The sequence below is a fragment of the Gordonia sp. SCSIO 19800 genome (assembly GCF_018132775.1).
In the GTDB taxonomy this organism is placed as follows: Bacteria; Actinomycetota; Actinomycetes; order Mycobacteriales; family Mycobacteriaceae; genus Gordonia; species Gordonia hongkongensis.
This window is the reverse complement of sequence record NZ_JAGRQM010000019.1, coordinates 40,895-55,173: the sequence shown is the minus strand read 5'-3', so window position 1 is coordinate 55,173 and position 14,279 is coordinate 40,895. Positions and strand designations below refer to the sequence as shown.

At 67.0% G+C, this 14,279-nt stretch carries 11 protein-coding genes and 1 tRNA gene; 7 read left to right on the top strand and 5 right to left on the bottom strand.

The genetic code is table 11. The features are described from left to right. Positions 1-2 precede the first annotated feature (2 nt). Together KB201_RS18990 and KB201_RS18985 are read right to left on the bottom strand one after the other, a co-directional pair. On the bottom strand, positions 3-812 hold the full coding sequence (locus tag KB201_RS18990) for an SDR family oxidoreductase (protein WP_078113409.1): 810 nt from the start codon (positions 810-812) through the stop codon (positions 3-5). Positions 813-842: 30 nt separating this feature from the next. Next, positions 843-1,067, bottom strand: coding sequence for a hypothetical protein (locus tag KB201_RS18985; protein WP_078113410.1), 225 nt, complete (start codon positions 1,065-1,067; stop codon positions 843-845). Between the two features lie 82 nt (positions 1,068-1,149). Here KB201_RS18985 and KB201_RS18980 point away from each other — a divergent pair, with 82 nt between their 5' ends. Next, entirely contained in the window at positions 1,150-2,112 is a 963-nt protein-coding gene (locus KB201_RS18980) for a GlxA family transcriptional regulator (RefSeq protein WP_078113412.1), read from the top strand. Between the two features lie 45 nt (positions 2,113-2,157). On the opposite strand, the gene KB201_RS18975 is transcribed toward KB201_RS18980, so the two are convergent. Beyond that, positions 2,158-2,233, bottom strand: a tRNA-Arg gene (locus KB201_RS18975). Between the two features lie 317 nt (positions 2,234-2,550). Between KB201_RS18975 and KB201_RS18970 the strand changes: the two genes are divergently transcribed. Beyond that, the gene (locus KB201_RS18970) at positions 2,551-3,876 is read left to right on the top strand and encodes an acyltransferase (RefSeq protein ID WP_078113413.1); all 1,326 of its coding nucleotides are present in this window, start codon (positions 2,551-2,553) and stop codon (positions 3,874-3,876) included. 7 nt (positions 3,877-3,883) lie between these two features. Here the strand turns inward: KB201_RS18970 and KB201_RS18965 are convergent, their stop codons facing one another. Further along, positions 3,884-5,107 (bottom strand): oxygenase MpaB family protein, encoded by a 1,224-nt coding sequence (locus tag KB201_RS18965; RefSeq protein WP_058251559.1) that lies wholly within the window; start codon positions 5,105-5,107, stop codon positions 3,884-3,886. 151 nt (positions 5,108-5,258) lie between these two features. Here KB201_RS18965 and KB201_RS18960 point away from each other — a divergent pair, with 151 nt between their 5' ends. Both KB201_RS18960 and KB201_RS18955 read left to right on the top strand, forming a co-directional pair. After that, on the top strand, positions 5,259-5,924 hold the full coding sequence (locus KB201_RS18960) for a TetR/AcrR family transcriptional regulator (RefSeq protein ID WP_068972455.1): 666 nt from the start codon (positions 5,259-5,261) through the stop codon (positions 5,922-5,924). 52 nt (positions 5,925-5,976) lie between these two features. Then, on the top strand, positions 5,977-7,623 hold the full coding sequence (locus KB201_RS18955) for an MFS transporter (protein ID WP_078113414.1): 1,647 nt from the start codon (positions 5,977-5,979) through the stop codon (positions 7,621-7,623). On the opposite strand, the gene KB201_RS18950 is transcribed toward KB201_RS18955, so the two are convergent. Then, positions 7,620-8,057 carry an SRPBCC family protein gene (locus tag KB201_RS18950; protein ID WP_078113415.1) on the bottom strand — a complete coding sequence of 146 codons (438 nt, stop codon included), beginning with the start codon at positions 8,055-8,057 and terminating at the stop codon, positions 7,620-7,622. The two genes, KB201_RS18955 and KB201_RS18950, sit on opposite strands and share 4 nt — an antisense overlap. Positions 8,058-8,194: 137 nt before the next feature. On the opposite strand from KB201_RS18950, the gene KB201_RS18945 reads away from it, so the two are divergent. The 3 genes from KB201_RS18945 to KB201_RS18935 all read left to right on the top strand — a co-directional run bounded on the left by KB201_RS18945 (position 8,195) and on the right by KB201_RS18935 (position 14,267). Further along, complete coding sequence (locus KB201_RS18945) at positions 8,195-10,156, top strand: gamma-glutamyltransferase family protein (RefSeq protein WP_139363041.1); 1,962 nt, start codon at positions 8,195-8,197, stop codon at positions 10,154-10,156. Between the two features lie 201 nt (positions 10,157-10,357). Next, positions 10,358-12,529, top strand: coding sequence for a glutamine synthetase III (locus KB201_RS18940; protein ID WP_078113418.1), 2,172 nt, complete (start codon positions 10,358-10,360; stop codon positions 12,527-12,529). A gap of 238 nt (positions 12,530-12,767) precedes the next feature. After that, the gene (locus tag KB201_RS18935; protein WP_078113463.1) at positions 12,768-14,267 is read left to right on the top strand and encodes a SulP family inorganic anion transporter; all 1,500 of its coding nucleotides are present in this window, start codon (positions 12,768-12,770) and stop codon (positions 14,265-14,267) included. Positions 14,268-14,279 lie beyond the last annotated feature (12 nt).

Below are 14,279 nucleotides of genomic sequence, written 5' to 3'. Positions count from 1 at the left end.
GGTCAGATCTTCACCTTCGGGAGTCCGTGCTTGCGCGCGGTCATGTCCAGGATCAGCTGTCGCGGCGCGAGCCGCCGGAGCAGGAAGACCACCCCCGCCTGATTACCCTTGGCGTAGAACGGCTTCGGATGCTCGGACAGGGCGGCGCCGACGATCTGGGTGGCCATGCTCGCCGCACTGATGCCCGCGTCCTCGTTGCGCCGGGTGGCGGCGGCGAGCGTCTCGTACTCGGCGCGATAGGGCGAGTCGTCGCCGATGTGAATGCTGCGGCGATCACCGATGCCGGTGGCGATCGTGCCGGGTTCGACACTGATCATCCGTATCCCGTACGGCGCCAACTCGCGTCGCGACGCGAGCGCGAAAGCCTTCAACGCCGACTTGGTCGCGGCGTAATTGGACCGGAAGGCGACCGGGAAGCTGGACAACATCGACCCGACCATCACGACCGTGCCCCGGCGCCGGAGACGCATGCCGGGCAACACCGCTTTGGTCAGCGCGATCGGCCCGAAGACGTTGACCCGGAACAGATCCTCGACGGCCGCCATCGAGGTGTCCTCGAGCGCACCGGCCTGGGACTCGCCGGCGTTGTTGATCAGGATGTCCACGTCGCCGACGAGGGCCGCGCAGGACTCGGCGGATTCGTAGTCGGCGTTGTCGAGCCGGACGTAGGTGACGCCCTGGATCGGGTTGCGTACGGAATCCGGATTGCGGGTGGTGCCGTAGACCCGGTGTCCCCTCGCGACGAACTGGCGGGCGACCTCGGCCCCGATGCCACTGGTCGCGCCGGTCACGAGGACTGTCTGTGAACTCACGACCGCAACGGTAGCGCAGCGGCCGACGGGTCAGATGAGCTTGTCGTACCGGCGGGTGAGGATGCTCAGTTCTGCTGCCACTCGCTCAGTGTCGGGACCGTAGGGGCGCCGCGGATTCCGGGTGAACCAGTCGGCAATCCGCTGGCCCGGCGTCCGCTGGCCGACGGGGGTACGTCGCGCGGTGAGACTCAGTAGGCCGGCTGCACCGGCGACCGAGGCGACCACGACAAGGGCGAGAACGAAGAGGAGTGTCATGGCAGTAATCCTCCGCCCACATCATTTCGGCCACCAGTGGCAGTTCAGTCAATGTTCGCAAATTATCTGCCATACTGGTCAGGTGCTGCATTCGGTTGGTGTCCTCCTGTACGGACACGTCGCGCTCTTCGAGTTCGGCGTCGTGCACGAGGTGTTCGGCCTCGACCGCACCGACGACGACGTCCCCGCCTTCGACTTCCGGGTCGCCACGCCGGATCCCGAAACCGCGCTGGCCGTCGGCAACGGGGTGTCGATCCAGGTGTCGCACACCCTGGACGAGTGCCGCGACGTCGATCTCGTCGTCATCCCCGGCGGAAGCATCAGCGGTGACTACCCCGTCGAGATCCTGGACACCATCCGTGCGGTCGTCGACAACGGCGGACGTGTCCTCACCGTCTGCTCGGGCGCGTTCGTCGCCGGCGCGGCCGGACTCCTCGACGGCCGTCGGTGCACCACCCACTGGCGCTACGGCGACCATCTCGCGCGCATGTTCCCCCAGGCGCAGGTCGACACCGACGTCCTCTTCGTCGACGACGGACCCGTGACCACGAGCGCCGGCACAGCCGCCGGGATCGACGCCTCGCTGCACCTGGTCCGCGAATCCTGGGGACCGGCCGTCGCCAACCGCATCGCGCGGCGCATGGTCGTGCCACCGCACCGCGACGGCGGACAACGCCAGTTCGTCGAGGCCCCGATGCCGGCGTGCACCGACGAGGGCTTCGGATCGCTTCTGGCCTGGATGACGGCCAACCTCGACCGCGACATCAGCATCGACGACATGGCGTCCCGGATGCACATGTCCGGACGTACCTTTGCGCGTCGCTTCGTCGACGAGGTCGGCATCTCGCCTCGCCGCTGGCTGACCGAACAGCGAGTGCTGTCGGCGAAGAACCTGCTCGAGACGACCACCGCCAGCGTCGACGAGGTGGCACGCCAGGTCGGCTTCACGTCGGCGACGCTGCTGCGACACCATTTCGCCGCGAGTGTCGGCGTCTCGCCACTCGTCTACCGTCGGCGGTTCGCGAAATCCGGCGTGAGTTCGTAGGCCGAAACCCCGCGAGACGGCACTCGCGCAGTGGAACGGCCAGACTGGTGCCCTCGGTAGGATTCGAACCTACGACCTACCCTTTAGGAGAGGGTTGCTCTATCCCCTGAGCTACGAAGGCGGACCGCGAAGAGCCCACGGTGGCGCGGCTCCCCGACAGCGGGAGTCTACGCGAGCGACCTCACCCGGCCACACCACACACCTCAGATGGTGAAGATCGTGTAGTTCGCCCCCGTCGCCGGGAACACCCACGACGATGTGTGACGCCCGGCGTCGGAATGCGAGGACCGGTACGATCGACCCCGACGCGAACCGGACATTTCCGGCTGTGATCGTCACCACTGAGGACACCCCGGCGTTGAGGTTCCTGCCAGCCTGTGTCCGTACACTGCCTACCGCATACGTTCTACCGTTTCACCCGGGGAGGTCTTTTCGTTGGTGCACGCGGCATCAGGGTCGGCACCCACCGCCGACGACGAGACCACGACCAGCGCGAAAGGGTCTGCGGACTCCGTGGCACCCCGTCCCGCCGAGTCGGCCCCTCCCTCGCCCACGACCAAGCCCCGCGGTCGCGCGCACACCGCCGACTTCGTCCGGGTCGTCCTGTTCACCTTCGTGGTCGTCGCGCACAGCATCAACGCCATCAACGGCGGTGCCGACGAGATCAGGGGCGCGAATCTCGTCGGCACCCTGTGCCACCTGACGCGATACGGCTTCGTGGCGGTGACCCTCTACGTCCTCGTGCTGAGCATGCAGGGTCGGGAGATGTCGCCGTGGCAGTTCTGGCGGCGTCGTTTCGGGCTCGTCGTCGGGCCCTACCTGGCATGGACGCTGATCTACACGATCACCGACCACATCATCATCGCCGACAATCCGTTCCCGCCGATCAGTGAGATGCTGCCCCGGCTCGGGCACGACCTGCTCGTGGGCGAGGGCAAGTACCAGTTGTACTTCCTGCTGATCTCGATGCAGATCTACCTGTTCTTCCCACTGATCGCGTGGGTCTTCGAACGCGGCCGCAATCACCCATGGCTGTTGCTGGCCGGCGGGACCGCGATCCAACTCCTGGTGTTCGTCGTCTACCAGTACCTCCCCCGACCCTCCGGTCACGTCTGGGACGTCGCCTACCAGCACCTGTGGAAGACGCTGCCGATGTACGCGCTCTTCATCACCATGGGCGTGCTGGCCGCGCAGCATCGCGAGGCGGTGGACCGTTGGCTCCGCGACCACATGGCGACGGTCGTCCTGGTCGCGGCGGGCTGCGCGGCCTTCACCGTTGCCGGATACCTGCTGGCGACATCGCCGGGGAATGTGCCGTGGAAGGCCAACACGGCCTGGAACCCGGTGTCCCTGCCCTGGTTCGTCGGCGGCTTCGTCCTGTTGTGGCTCATCGGTCTGGTCTGGGATGACCGACGCGCCGCCGGCCGTCCGGCGGGCGGGAAGCTGGTGTCGCAGGCCACCTTGCGCGCGTTCGGCGTCTTCGCAGTCCACCCGCTGGTCCTCGACATCCTGGGCCGGGTGGGATTCCTCAGCGGACTCTTCGACTGGTTCCCGCACTCGGCGGTCCTGCGCTCGATCATCTTGATCGCCTTGGTTCTGGCGGTCTCGCTGGCGCTCGTCGACCTGCTCCTACGCCTACCGTTCAGCAAATGGCTCACCGCCCGGCCCCGCATCCCCCTGTTGCCGAAGCGGAACAAGAAGAAGCAGGACCGGGCGGTGGAAGTCGGTGAGTCGGCGGGGGCTGAGAAGAAGTCCGCCGGTTAGTTTCTGGCTAGTTGTACTTCGGGTTGTTGATCACCGGGATCTCGATGTTGATCGGCATCCGCAGTTCGGACATGTAGAAGAGCACGAACTGGCGGAGGAACTCGTCGAACAGCCAGTACGCCTCACGCGGCATGCCGACGTTGAGCAGGCCCTCGCGGATCTGTACGTACGGACCCCACGCCGTCTCGAGCAGCGGGCTCCACACGGGCTCCCGCGGGATCTGATACCAGTTGGCGACCTTGTCACCGAGCACGAATCGCGTGAGCGCCCCCAGGACGCCGCGCGAGATCAGCGAGAGGTCGAGGTTCATGCCGAGGTCGAGCAGCATGTCGGCGAGCTTGCGACCCTCGGGGGTCGGCGCCAGGATCGGGTCGAGGACCTGCTGCGCCTGCGAGTCGGCGGCGGCCCAGGAGGCGGGGATGTACTCGTCCTGGACGCCCAGCAGGCGAGCGGTGATCTGCCACGAATGCAGGAATCCGGCGGATTCGTCGGCCGCGATCGGGACGTTCCACTTGTCGAAGTTGCGCATGACGGTCGTCGGCAGGCTGTGCCAGGTGACCATGATGTCGGCCTGACTGATCGGCTTCTTCTCCGTCGCGCCGTGCACCCAGTGCGGCGACTGCGGCAGGAGGTGTCGCACGCCGGCGTGCGCCATACGGGTCTTCACGCAGGTCACGATCATCTCGCCGCCGGGCTGATAGGCGTTGAGCGATCCGATGTCGTATCCGAGCTTCGCGGTCTTGGTGATGCGGTCCTTGAGGTCCCATCCGCCCTTGGAGTAGTAGACCGACCGGGCCTCGCGCGGGATGACGGTGCTCATCATGCCGCTGGCGAAGCCGTACAGGACGCCGAGGTAGGTTCCGCGCTTCTGGTTGAATCGGACCGCGTCGGCCAGCTTGGCCTGGTCGGCCCACGCGGGCAGCTGACGAGCGTGCTCCATGAAGTCGCGCAGTTCCGAGGGCAGCCCGGCGGGCAGCGGCTGCGAGTTGCGATGCCACGTGCGCAGCAGGCGATTGACGTTGCGCACCTGCCCGCTGTCGATGACCTTGGCGATCACCGGGTCGGCCTCGTCGTCCCACAGCTGCCGCGGGTCCGCGCCGCGACCGCGGCCGGGCACCGAGTTCGCCGGCGACCACGTCCACGGCGTCGTCTGCGAGAGCGCCGCGACCGCACCGGCTGCGCCGACGACACCGCCCGCGCGTATCAGGTTCCGCCTGTTCAGATCTTCCATGACCCCGTCCCATCACTTCCATGTATCAATGTGACAAACAACGTATCCTTGTATCATTGTTACCACCGCGTGGTCCAGAACACACCTCTTTCGCGAATTTTGCGATCATGGAAGCTCATGCGGTCATGATGTGAGGAAGGGGGTGAGGCGAGTGACCACGCAGCCGTCCGGCGCTTCGCTGTCCAGCTCGCTTCTCCAGCGGGCGTTTCTCGAATCCGCGGCTCAATCCGACGAGGCCGCCGATCCCACCGCCGAACGTCTGCTCGACGCGGCCTTCGAACTCTTCTGCCGGCTGGGCGTGCAACGGACGCCGATGGAGAAGGTGGCGAAGAGCGCCGGCGTCACGAGAGTCACCCTGTATCGCAAGTTCGCCACCAAGGACGCCCTGGTCGACCAGGTGGTGCTCCGCGAGTTCCGTCGGTACTTCGACCGGTTCCGCGCGGAGATCCCCCGCGCCGACACCGTGGCCGACCGCGTCGTGGTCGGGTTCGTCGGTTCGCTGCGGGCGATCTCCGGCAACCCGCTGATCGGTGAGATCAGCGACGCCGAGCCCAGCATGCTGATCGAATCGATGATCGGCGGCGACGGCATGCTGCTCGCGACGGTCCAGCACTTCGTCGCCGCCCAGCTGCGCCGGGAACAGCTGGCGGGCAACATCTCCGACGAACTCGACGTCGATCTCGTGGCCGAGATGATGGTCCGCATCTCCGCGTCGTTCCTCACCGTGCCCAGCCGCGTCGTCGACATCACCGACGACGCGCAGCTCGCCACGGTGGCGCGCCAGTTCCTCGTACCGATGCTCAATCCCGCGCAGTAAACCGCCGAACCTGTAAAGATCAGAGCGCTCACCACATCTGAGGAGACTGACGATGCGCTCTTGGTCTGTGATCATCATCCTGGCCGTCTCACAGTTCGTGATGGTGCTCGACAGCACCGTGATGAACGTGTCCATCTCGGTCGTGGCCGACGACCTCGGGACCTCGATCACCGGCATGCAGGCCGCGATCACCTTCTACGCGCTGACGATGGCCGCCTTCATGCTGACCGGAGGCAAGCTCGGCGACTTGATGGGGCGCGCAAGAGCATTCAAGATCGGTGCGGTCATCTACGGCATCGGCTCGCTGACCACAGCGCTGAGTCCCAACCTGACCGTCCTGCTCATCGGCTGGTCACTCGTCGAGGGGCTGGGCGCGGTGCTCGTCATCCCCGCGATCGCATCGCTGGCCGCCATCAACTACACGGGCAAGGCCCGGGTCACCGCATTCTCGATCCTGGGCGCGGTCACCGGGCTGGCCGCCGCCGTCGGCCCGCTGCTCGGTGGCGTGATGACCACATACCTGTCGTGGCGCTACGTGTTCGTCGCCGAGACCGTCGTCATGGTGGCGGTCCTGTTCGCGGCCAAGCTGATTCGTGACGTACCCCGCGACCCGGAGGTACGCATCGACCCCCTCAGCGTCGTGGCATCCGCCGGCGGCCTGTCGCTGATCGTCTACGGCGTACTGCAATCGAAGACGTGGGGATGGCTGAAGCCGCAGCATCCACCGGAGATCGGCGGGGACGAGATCGCCCCGCTGGGCGTCTCCCCCGTGGCATACCTGTTGCTCGCCGGGGTCGTCGTGCTCTGGTTGTTCGTCCTGCGGCAGCGCACCCTGGCGACGTCCGGCCGCCAACCGCTGCTGCGTGTCGAACTCTTCCGCATCGCTGCTCTCCGAAGCGGACTCGGCGGTTTCCTCGCCCAGTACTTCGCGATCGCCGCCCTGTTCTTCGTGGTCCCCGTCTACCTGCAGACGATGCTCGGACGCGACGCACTGCAGACCGGGGTGAAGATCCTGCCGCTCTCGGTCGGGCTCGTCCTGTTCTCGATCCTTGGATCCTGGCTCACCGCACGGCGTTCCGCACGGTTCATCGCGCGCGGCGGACAGATCACGATGGCGCTGGGGACACTCCTCGTCATCGCCTCGGTGGGAATCGATCTGCGCAACGCCGCCTTCGCCGCGGGCATGTTCGTGGTCGGCGCCGGCTTCGGTCTGCTCGCTTCACAACTCGGCAACGTCAACATGTCCGCTGTCGAGGAGAAGGACACCTCGGAGGTCGGCGGCCTGCAGGGCACCTTCCAGAACCTGGGGTCGTCGTTCGGCACCGCGGTCGCGGGATCGGTCTTCCTGCTCATGCTGTCGTCGGGCTTCGTGTCGGCGGTCGACGACGCCGAGAACCTCTCCCCCACCGACCAACAACGCATCATCGCCGCCGTCGACGAGCAGGGAGTGCCGATCATCTCCGCCGACGAGGCGCGCACCCTCGTCCTCGACGCGGGCGGCTCGGAGGAGTCCGCACAGGCGGTGTCACAGGCCTATTCGGATTCGCAGATCGCGGCCCTGCAGCAGTCGCTGTTCGTCGTCTTCGGCCTGCTCGTGCTGGCGTTGCTGTTCTCGCGGCACCTGCCCAACCGGATACCGGAACCCGGCCCGGCGCTCGAACGGCAGTCGGCCGAGCCCGAGCCGGAATCCGGCTCCTAGTCGATCTTCTTCCTGATCGTCGCTTCCGTGTGCCGCACCGCCTGAGCGGCGAACGGTCCCACGACCTTGCCGAGGAGTTTGCCCGCCATACCGCCGGGGAGGTTGTAGTTGATCTCGACGTCGAGTTCGGTGCCCGATCCACCGTCCGCGTCGGCGAAACGCCACGTCGTGTTCGCGTCGAAACCCTCGACGGCCTTCAACTCGATGAGCTCGTTCTCGACGTAGTCGGTGCACTCGACCACCGACTTCAGTGTCTTCGGCCCGACGTCCATCGAGACCGCGAACTTCGCTCCGAGTCCGCTGGTCTTCTCCGTCGTCGGCTCGAACCGGGTGACTCCGAGCAGGTACTCCGGGACGTTCTGGTAACCGTCGATGTAGTCGAAGACCCGCTCGCGCGGCCTGTCGATCTTCGCCTGATGCCGTACCACTCCCACGATTCTCCCCGTTCGTCTCGTCCGGCCGACCATGCCGGTGCGGCCCTCCGCCTCGACCCTATGCGGTCACGGCCGCTGTCCTGAACATTCGACCCAGTTCGCGTCGCGAACGGCCACTCGGTCAGTACGCTTGGCCGATGACGGCCGGGTCCGGAGTCTCTCGAGTGGTACGTGTCCTCGTCGTCGCGACGGCCACCACCTTCCTCGCGACTGCCTGCGGCTCGGATCCAGCCGAGCCGGAAGCGAGTCCGGTCACCTGCGCCGAGATCCCCAACGGCGAGATGATCGACGCCCAGACGATGACGGCCGCACCCACCGACATCGCCACCAGACCGGAAGTCGCGTCCGGCTTCCGAACAGGGATGAGACCGGTCGTCACCGACACCTACGCAGCGGCAACCGCCAATCCGCTCGCGACCCGCGCGGCCTGCGAGGTGCTGCGCGACGGCGGGACGGCCGCCGACGCCCTGGTCACCGCGCAGATGGTGCTGGGACTCGTCGAGCCGCAATCCTCCGGGATCGGCGGAGGCGCCTTCGCGCTCTACTACGACGCGGGGTCGAAGAGCGTGCGGGCCTTCGACGGTCGCGAGACGGCGCCGGCGGCGGCCACCGAGACCTACCTGACCCGGATCGCCCCCAACGATCCCACCCCACCCGCGCCGAGTGCCAGCGCCTCGGGACGGTCCATCGGCGTGCCGGGCGTGCTGCGCATGCTCGAGATGGTCCATGCCGACTTCGGCGGACAACCATGGCGAGATCTGTTCGATCCGGCGATCGAATTGGCCGACAACGGGTTCGACATCAGCCCGCGGCTGGCGACCGCGATCGCCGCGTCGGCGGCCGAACTCGGTGCCGACGACGAGGCCCGCTCCTACTTCCTCGCGAGTGACGGCGCCGCGAAGCCGGCGGGCACGCGGCTCGTCAACCCCGCGTACGCCAAGACGCTCGGCGCCCTCGCCGCCGACGGCGCGGGCGCGATGTACGACGGGCCGCTCGCCCGAGCCATCGTCGCCGAGGCCGGCAGCACCGCGGGCGGCATGACACCGAGCCTGATGACCGAGCAGGATCTACGCGACTACCGTGCCATCGCCCGGGAGCCGGTGGTCACCACCTATCGGGGGCGACAGATCGTGGCCATGCCCGGACCGTCGTCCGGCGGGATCGCCGTCGCGTCGGCGCTGGGCATCCTGGCGAACTTCGATCTGCCGTCGATGCCGCCGTCCGATCTCGACGCCGACGGCGGGCGTCCCGACCCAGCCGCCGTGCACCTCGTCACCGAGGCCGAACGCCTCGCCTACGCCGATCGCGACAAGTATGTGGCCGACCCGGACTTCGTCCCGCTGCCCGGGCGCGGGGTCGCGACCATCCTCGATCCGGCCTATCTGCGGTCTCGGGCAGCGCTCATCTCACCCGACTCCTCGCTCGGCGAGGCGCCGGCGGGTGACCTCGGACCGGTGCCCCTGGGGTCGCACCCGGGCACCGAACACGGAACCAGTCACATCACCGTCGCCGACCGGTACGGCAACGTCGCCACGATGACGACGACCATCGAATCCGCCTTCGGCAGTTACCACATGGTCGACGGGTTCCTACTCAACAACGAGTTGACCGACTTCTCTGCCGAACCCCGCGACGACGACGGGACGCTGCTCGCCAACCGGGTCTCGCCGGGCAAGCGGCCGCGCTCGTCGATGGCGCCCACACTCGTTCTGCAGCCCGGCGCCGACGGAGCGCCGGCCGAGGTGGTCGCGGCCCTGGGTTCCCCCGGCGGGTCGGTGATCATCCAGTTCGTCATCAAGACGATCGTCGGGATGCTGGACTGGGGCCTCGATCCCCAGCAGGCCGTGTCGATGATCGACTTCGGCTCGGCCAACACCCCGACCTCCAACGTCGGCGGCGAACACCCGCTCGTCGACACCACGGACGACGGCGCACACGATCCGTTGGTCCGCGGCCTCCGGGAACGCGGAGCCGAGGTGTCGGTCGAGGAACAGTCGAGCGGGCTCAGCGCCCTGCTGCGACACGGCGGCGGCTGGATCGGCGGCGCCGATCCGCGCCGCGAGGGCGCGGTGATGGGCGACAACGCGACGCTGCGGTAGACCATCGCGCCACGGGTTTTCGGGAAACGGCGTTGCCTCGACCGGTTCCGAGGGGCACTAGTTTTCCTCGGCGTCACATGGGGGCAATCGGGCGCATACACCCAGCTCATAGCGTCGAAGCGCTCGCAATTGCGACAAACGGCGTACCGACGTCGTCGTGCGCCCCCGCGCACAGGGGGCCCAGATCATCCAGGAGTGTCCATGAGTGGCAGCATGTCCCGCCGACAGGCGATCGAGGCCGTGACGACCTACGACGTGTCGGCGCCGGGGTTCACCGAACCCCTCGCAGACACGTTCGGGCGCAATGTGTTCAGCCTGTCGGTCATGAAGAAGCGGCTGCCCAAGCACGTTTTCAAAGCGGTCGCCGCGACCGTCGACACCGGCTGCGCGCTCGACCCCACCCTCGCCGACTACGTCGCGGTGGCCATGAAGGACTGGGCCATCGAGAAGGGCGCCACCCACTACGCCCACGTCTTCTACCCGCTCACCGGTTTCACGGCCGAGAAACACGACTCGTTCCTCGAACCCGATTCCACCGGCGCATCGCTCGCCGAGTTCGCGGGCAAGACGCTGCTGCAGGGCGAGCCCGACGCGTCGAGCTTCCCCAACGGCGGTCTGCGCGGCACCTTCGAAGCCCGCGGCTACACGGGCTGGGACGTCACCAGTCCCGCGTACATCCTGGAGAACCCGAACGGCAACACCCTCTGCATCCCGACGATCTTCATCTCGTGGACCGGCGAGGCCCTCGACAAGAAGACCCCGCTCCTGCGCAGCCAACAGGCCATGAGCAAGCAGGCCATGCGGTTGCTCCGCCTCTTCGGCCACGACGACGTCGACACCGTCGTCTCCTACGCCGGCGCCGAGCAGGAGTACTTCCTGATCGACGAGCACTTCTTCTATGCGCGACCAGATCTCATGACCTGCAACCGAACCCTGTTCGGCGCACCGCCGTCGAAGGGCCAGGAGTTCGACGACCACTACTTCGGTGCCATCCCGGAACGCGTGCTGTCGTTCATGATCGAACTCGACCGCGAGCTGTTCAAGCAGGGGATCCCGGCGAAGACCCGGCACAACGAGGTCGCGCCCGGCCAGTTCGAGCTCGCACCGGTCTTCGAGCGGTCGGTCCTCGCCCACGACCATCAGCAGCTGATGATGACCACGATGAAGGCCGTCGCCGAGAAGTACGGTATGAAATGCCTGCTGCACGAGAAGCCGTTCTCCGGCGTCAACGGTTCGGGCAAGCACGTCAACTTCTCGCTCGGCAACGCCAATCAGGGCAACCTGCTCAATCCCGGCGACACCCCGCACGAGAACATGCAGTTCCTGACCTTTTGCGGCGCGATCATCCGCTCGGTGCACCTCTACGGCGGGCTCCTCCGCGCGGCGGTCGCGTCGGCGTCGAACGATCATCGTCTCGGCGCCAATGAGGCTCCGCCGGCGATCATCTCGATCTTCCTCGGCGACCAGCTGATGGACGTCTTCGAGCAGATCGCCAAGGGCGGCGCCACCGGTTCCAAGGCCGCGGGGGTCATCGAACTCGGGGTCGACACCCTGCCGCCCCTCAAAGCCGATCCGGGGGATCGCAACCGCACCAGCCCCTTCGCGTTCACCGGCAACCGATTCGAGTACCGCGCACCGGGTTCCAATCAGTCGATCTCCGATCCCATGGTCGCCATCAACACGATCCTCGCCGACTCCATCGACTTCATCGCCTCGGACCTCGAGAAGCTCCTCGCCGACGGTCTCGAACTCGCGGACGCCGTCCAGAAGGTGTTGCAGGAGATCGCCAATGCCCACGGCTCGGTCATCTTCAACGGCAACGGCTACTCCGACGAATGGCAGGAAGAGGCCGCCGCCCGCGGACTGAAGAACCTACGGACGACGGTCGACGCGGTGACGGAGTACACCTCGCCGGACGTCGTCGAGATCTTCGAGAAGTACGGCGTGCTGTCGGCCCGCGAACTCGAGGCCCGCGAGGACGTCATCTTCGAGTACTACGCGCTCACCCTCCTCGTCGAGGCCAAGGAGACCGCGGAGATCGCCAAGACGATGATCATGCCGGCCGCGATCCGGTACCAGGGTGAGCTCGCCGGGACGGCGGCGTCGCTCAAGATGGCCGGAATCGAGGCTCCCACACCGTTGCTCGAGGAACTGACCGGACTGATCAGCACGTTGCACGACGGGTTGACGGCCCTCGATGCCGGTATCGCCGGCATGCACGGCGAGTCCACCTTCGAGGAGTCGAAGTACGCGCTGGAGAAACTGGTCCCGGCCATGGCCGCGGTCCGCGAGGTCGCCGACACCCTCGAGTCCATCGTCGCCGACGATCTGTGGCCGCTGCCGACCTACAACGAGATGCTCACGATTCTCTGATCCCGCATCGTCGACACGCCCCTTGCGCATCGCGCAGGGGGCGTGTTGTTGCGCGCCTGGAGTTGTGTGGCGTGACGCCCAGCCGCACACCCGCATTTGTATCTCTACCCTCCCGTGAGGGTAGAGTTGGTCCGTCCTGCGGGGCGGCGTCGGCCGTCGGAATCGCCCGACGCCCGCGAGGGTGGGTGACCCCTTCCGCGACAGACGTTTCCGTTACCTCACGAAAGTCGAGACGCCGATGACGGCCGAGGTGCTGACTCCTGCCCGACAACAGTCGGTGCTGGCGACCCTGCGCTCCCCGCGGCGCCTGCGTACCGAGGTCCTCGCCGGTCTCGTGGTGGCGCTCGCGCTCATCCCCGAGGCCATCTCGTTCTCGATCATCGCCGGGGTCGACCCGCGGGTGGGCCTGTTCGCCTCGTTCACGATGGCGGTGACGATCGCCATCGTCGGCGGCCGTCCGGCGATGATCTCCGCCGCCACCGGGGCGGTGGCGCTGGTGGTGGCCCCCCTGGTCGCCAGTCACGGCCTGGATCACCTGATCGCCGCGGTGCTCCTCGCCGGGGTCATCCAGATCGTCCTCGGCGCAGTGGGTGTCGCCCGTCTGATGCGGTTCATCCCGCGCAGCGTGATGGTCGGATTCGTCAACGCACTGGCCATCCTCATCTTCACGGCTCAACTCCCCCACCTGCTGGGGGTGCCGTGGCTGGTCTATCCCCTCGTCGCGGCGGGGCTTGCGATCATCGTCGGTCTGCCGCGGCTCACCACGGCGATCCCATCACCACTCGTCGCGATCGTGCTGCTCACTGCGGTCACGCTCGCGGTCGGGTTCTCCGTCCCCGACGTCGGCGACGAGGGCGACCTGCCGGACAGTCTGCCCACGTTGTTCTTTCCCGACGTCCCGCTGAACTGGGAGACGCTGTCGGTCATCGCGCCCTACGCCTTCACCATGGCACTCGTCGGCCTCCTCGAATCGCTGATGACCGCCAAGCTCGTCGACGACCTCACGGACACCCACTCCGACAAGACGCGTGAAGCCACCGGTCAGGGCATCGCCAACATCGTGACCGGTCTCTTCGGCGGCATGGGCGGGTGCGCGATGATCGGCCAGACCATGATCAACGTCAAGGAGTCCCGGGCCCGCACCCGCATCTCGACGTTTCTGGCCGGACTCTTCCTGCTCATCCTGGTCGTCGGGCTGGGTGACATCGTCGCGCTGATCCCGATGGCCGCGCTCGTCGCCGTCATGATCATGGTGTCGGTCGGCACCCTGGATTGGCACAGCGTCAACCCGAAGACCCTGCGGCGCATGCCGAAGAGCGAGACGGCCGTGATGCTCGCGACCGTCGTCGTCACCGTGACCACCCACAATCTCGCGTACGGGGTGATCGTGGGCGTCCTGACGGCGATGGTCCTGTTCGCGCGCCGGGTCGCCCACTTCACGGAGGTGGTCGATGTCGCCGATCCCGAACCCGGAACCCGCGTCTACGCGGTGCGGGGCGAGTTGTTCTTCGCGTCCAGCAACGACCTCGTGTACCAGTTCGACTATGTCGGCGACCCGGACGACGTCGTCATCGACATGAGCGGCGCACACATCTGGGACGCGTCGACGGTCGCTACGCTCGATGCCGTCACCACCAAGTACGCAGCCAAGGGCAAGACCGCCACCATCGTCGGCCTCGACGACCACAGCGCCGAGCGTCATCGACGCCTCAGCGGACAGCTCGGCGGCGAGGGCTGACCGGGTAGAGAG

Excerpts from the sequence above, each read along its gene's own strand:
- KB201_RS18955 (WP_078113414.1), top strand. The coding sequence starts at position 5,977 with ATGCGCTCTTGGTCTGTGATCATCATCCTGGCCGTCTCACAGTTCGTG.
- KB201_RS18935 (WP_078113463.1), top strand. The coding sequence starts at position 12,768 with ATGACGGCCGAGGTGCTGACTCCTGCCCGACAACAGTCGGTGCTGGCG.
- KB201_RS18985 (WP_078113410.1), bottom strand. The coding sequence starts at position 1,067 with ATGACACTCCTCTTCGTTCTCGCCCTTGTCGTGGTCGCCTCGGTCGCC.
- KB201_RS18965 (WP_058251559.1), bottom strand. The coding sequence starts at position 5,107 with ATGGAAGATCTGAACAGGCGGAACCTGATACGCGCGGGCGGTGTCGTC.
- KB201_RS18945 (WP_139363041.1), top strand. The coding sequence starts at position 8,195 with ATGACGGCCGGGTCCGGAGTCTCTCGAGTGGTACGTGTCCTCGTCGTC.
- KB201_RS18940 (WP_078113418.1), top strand. The coding sequence starts at position 10,358 with ATGAGTGGCAGCATGTCCCGCCGACAGGCGATCGAGGCCGTGACGACC.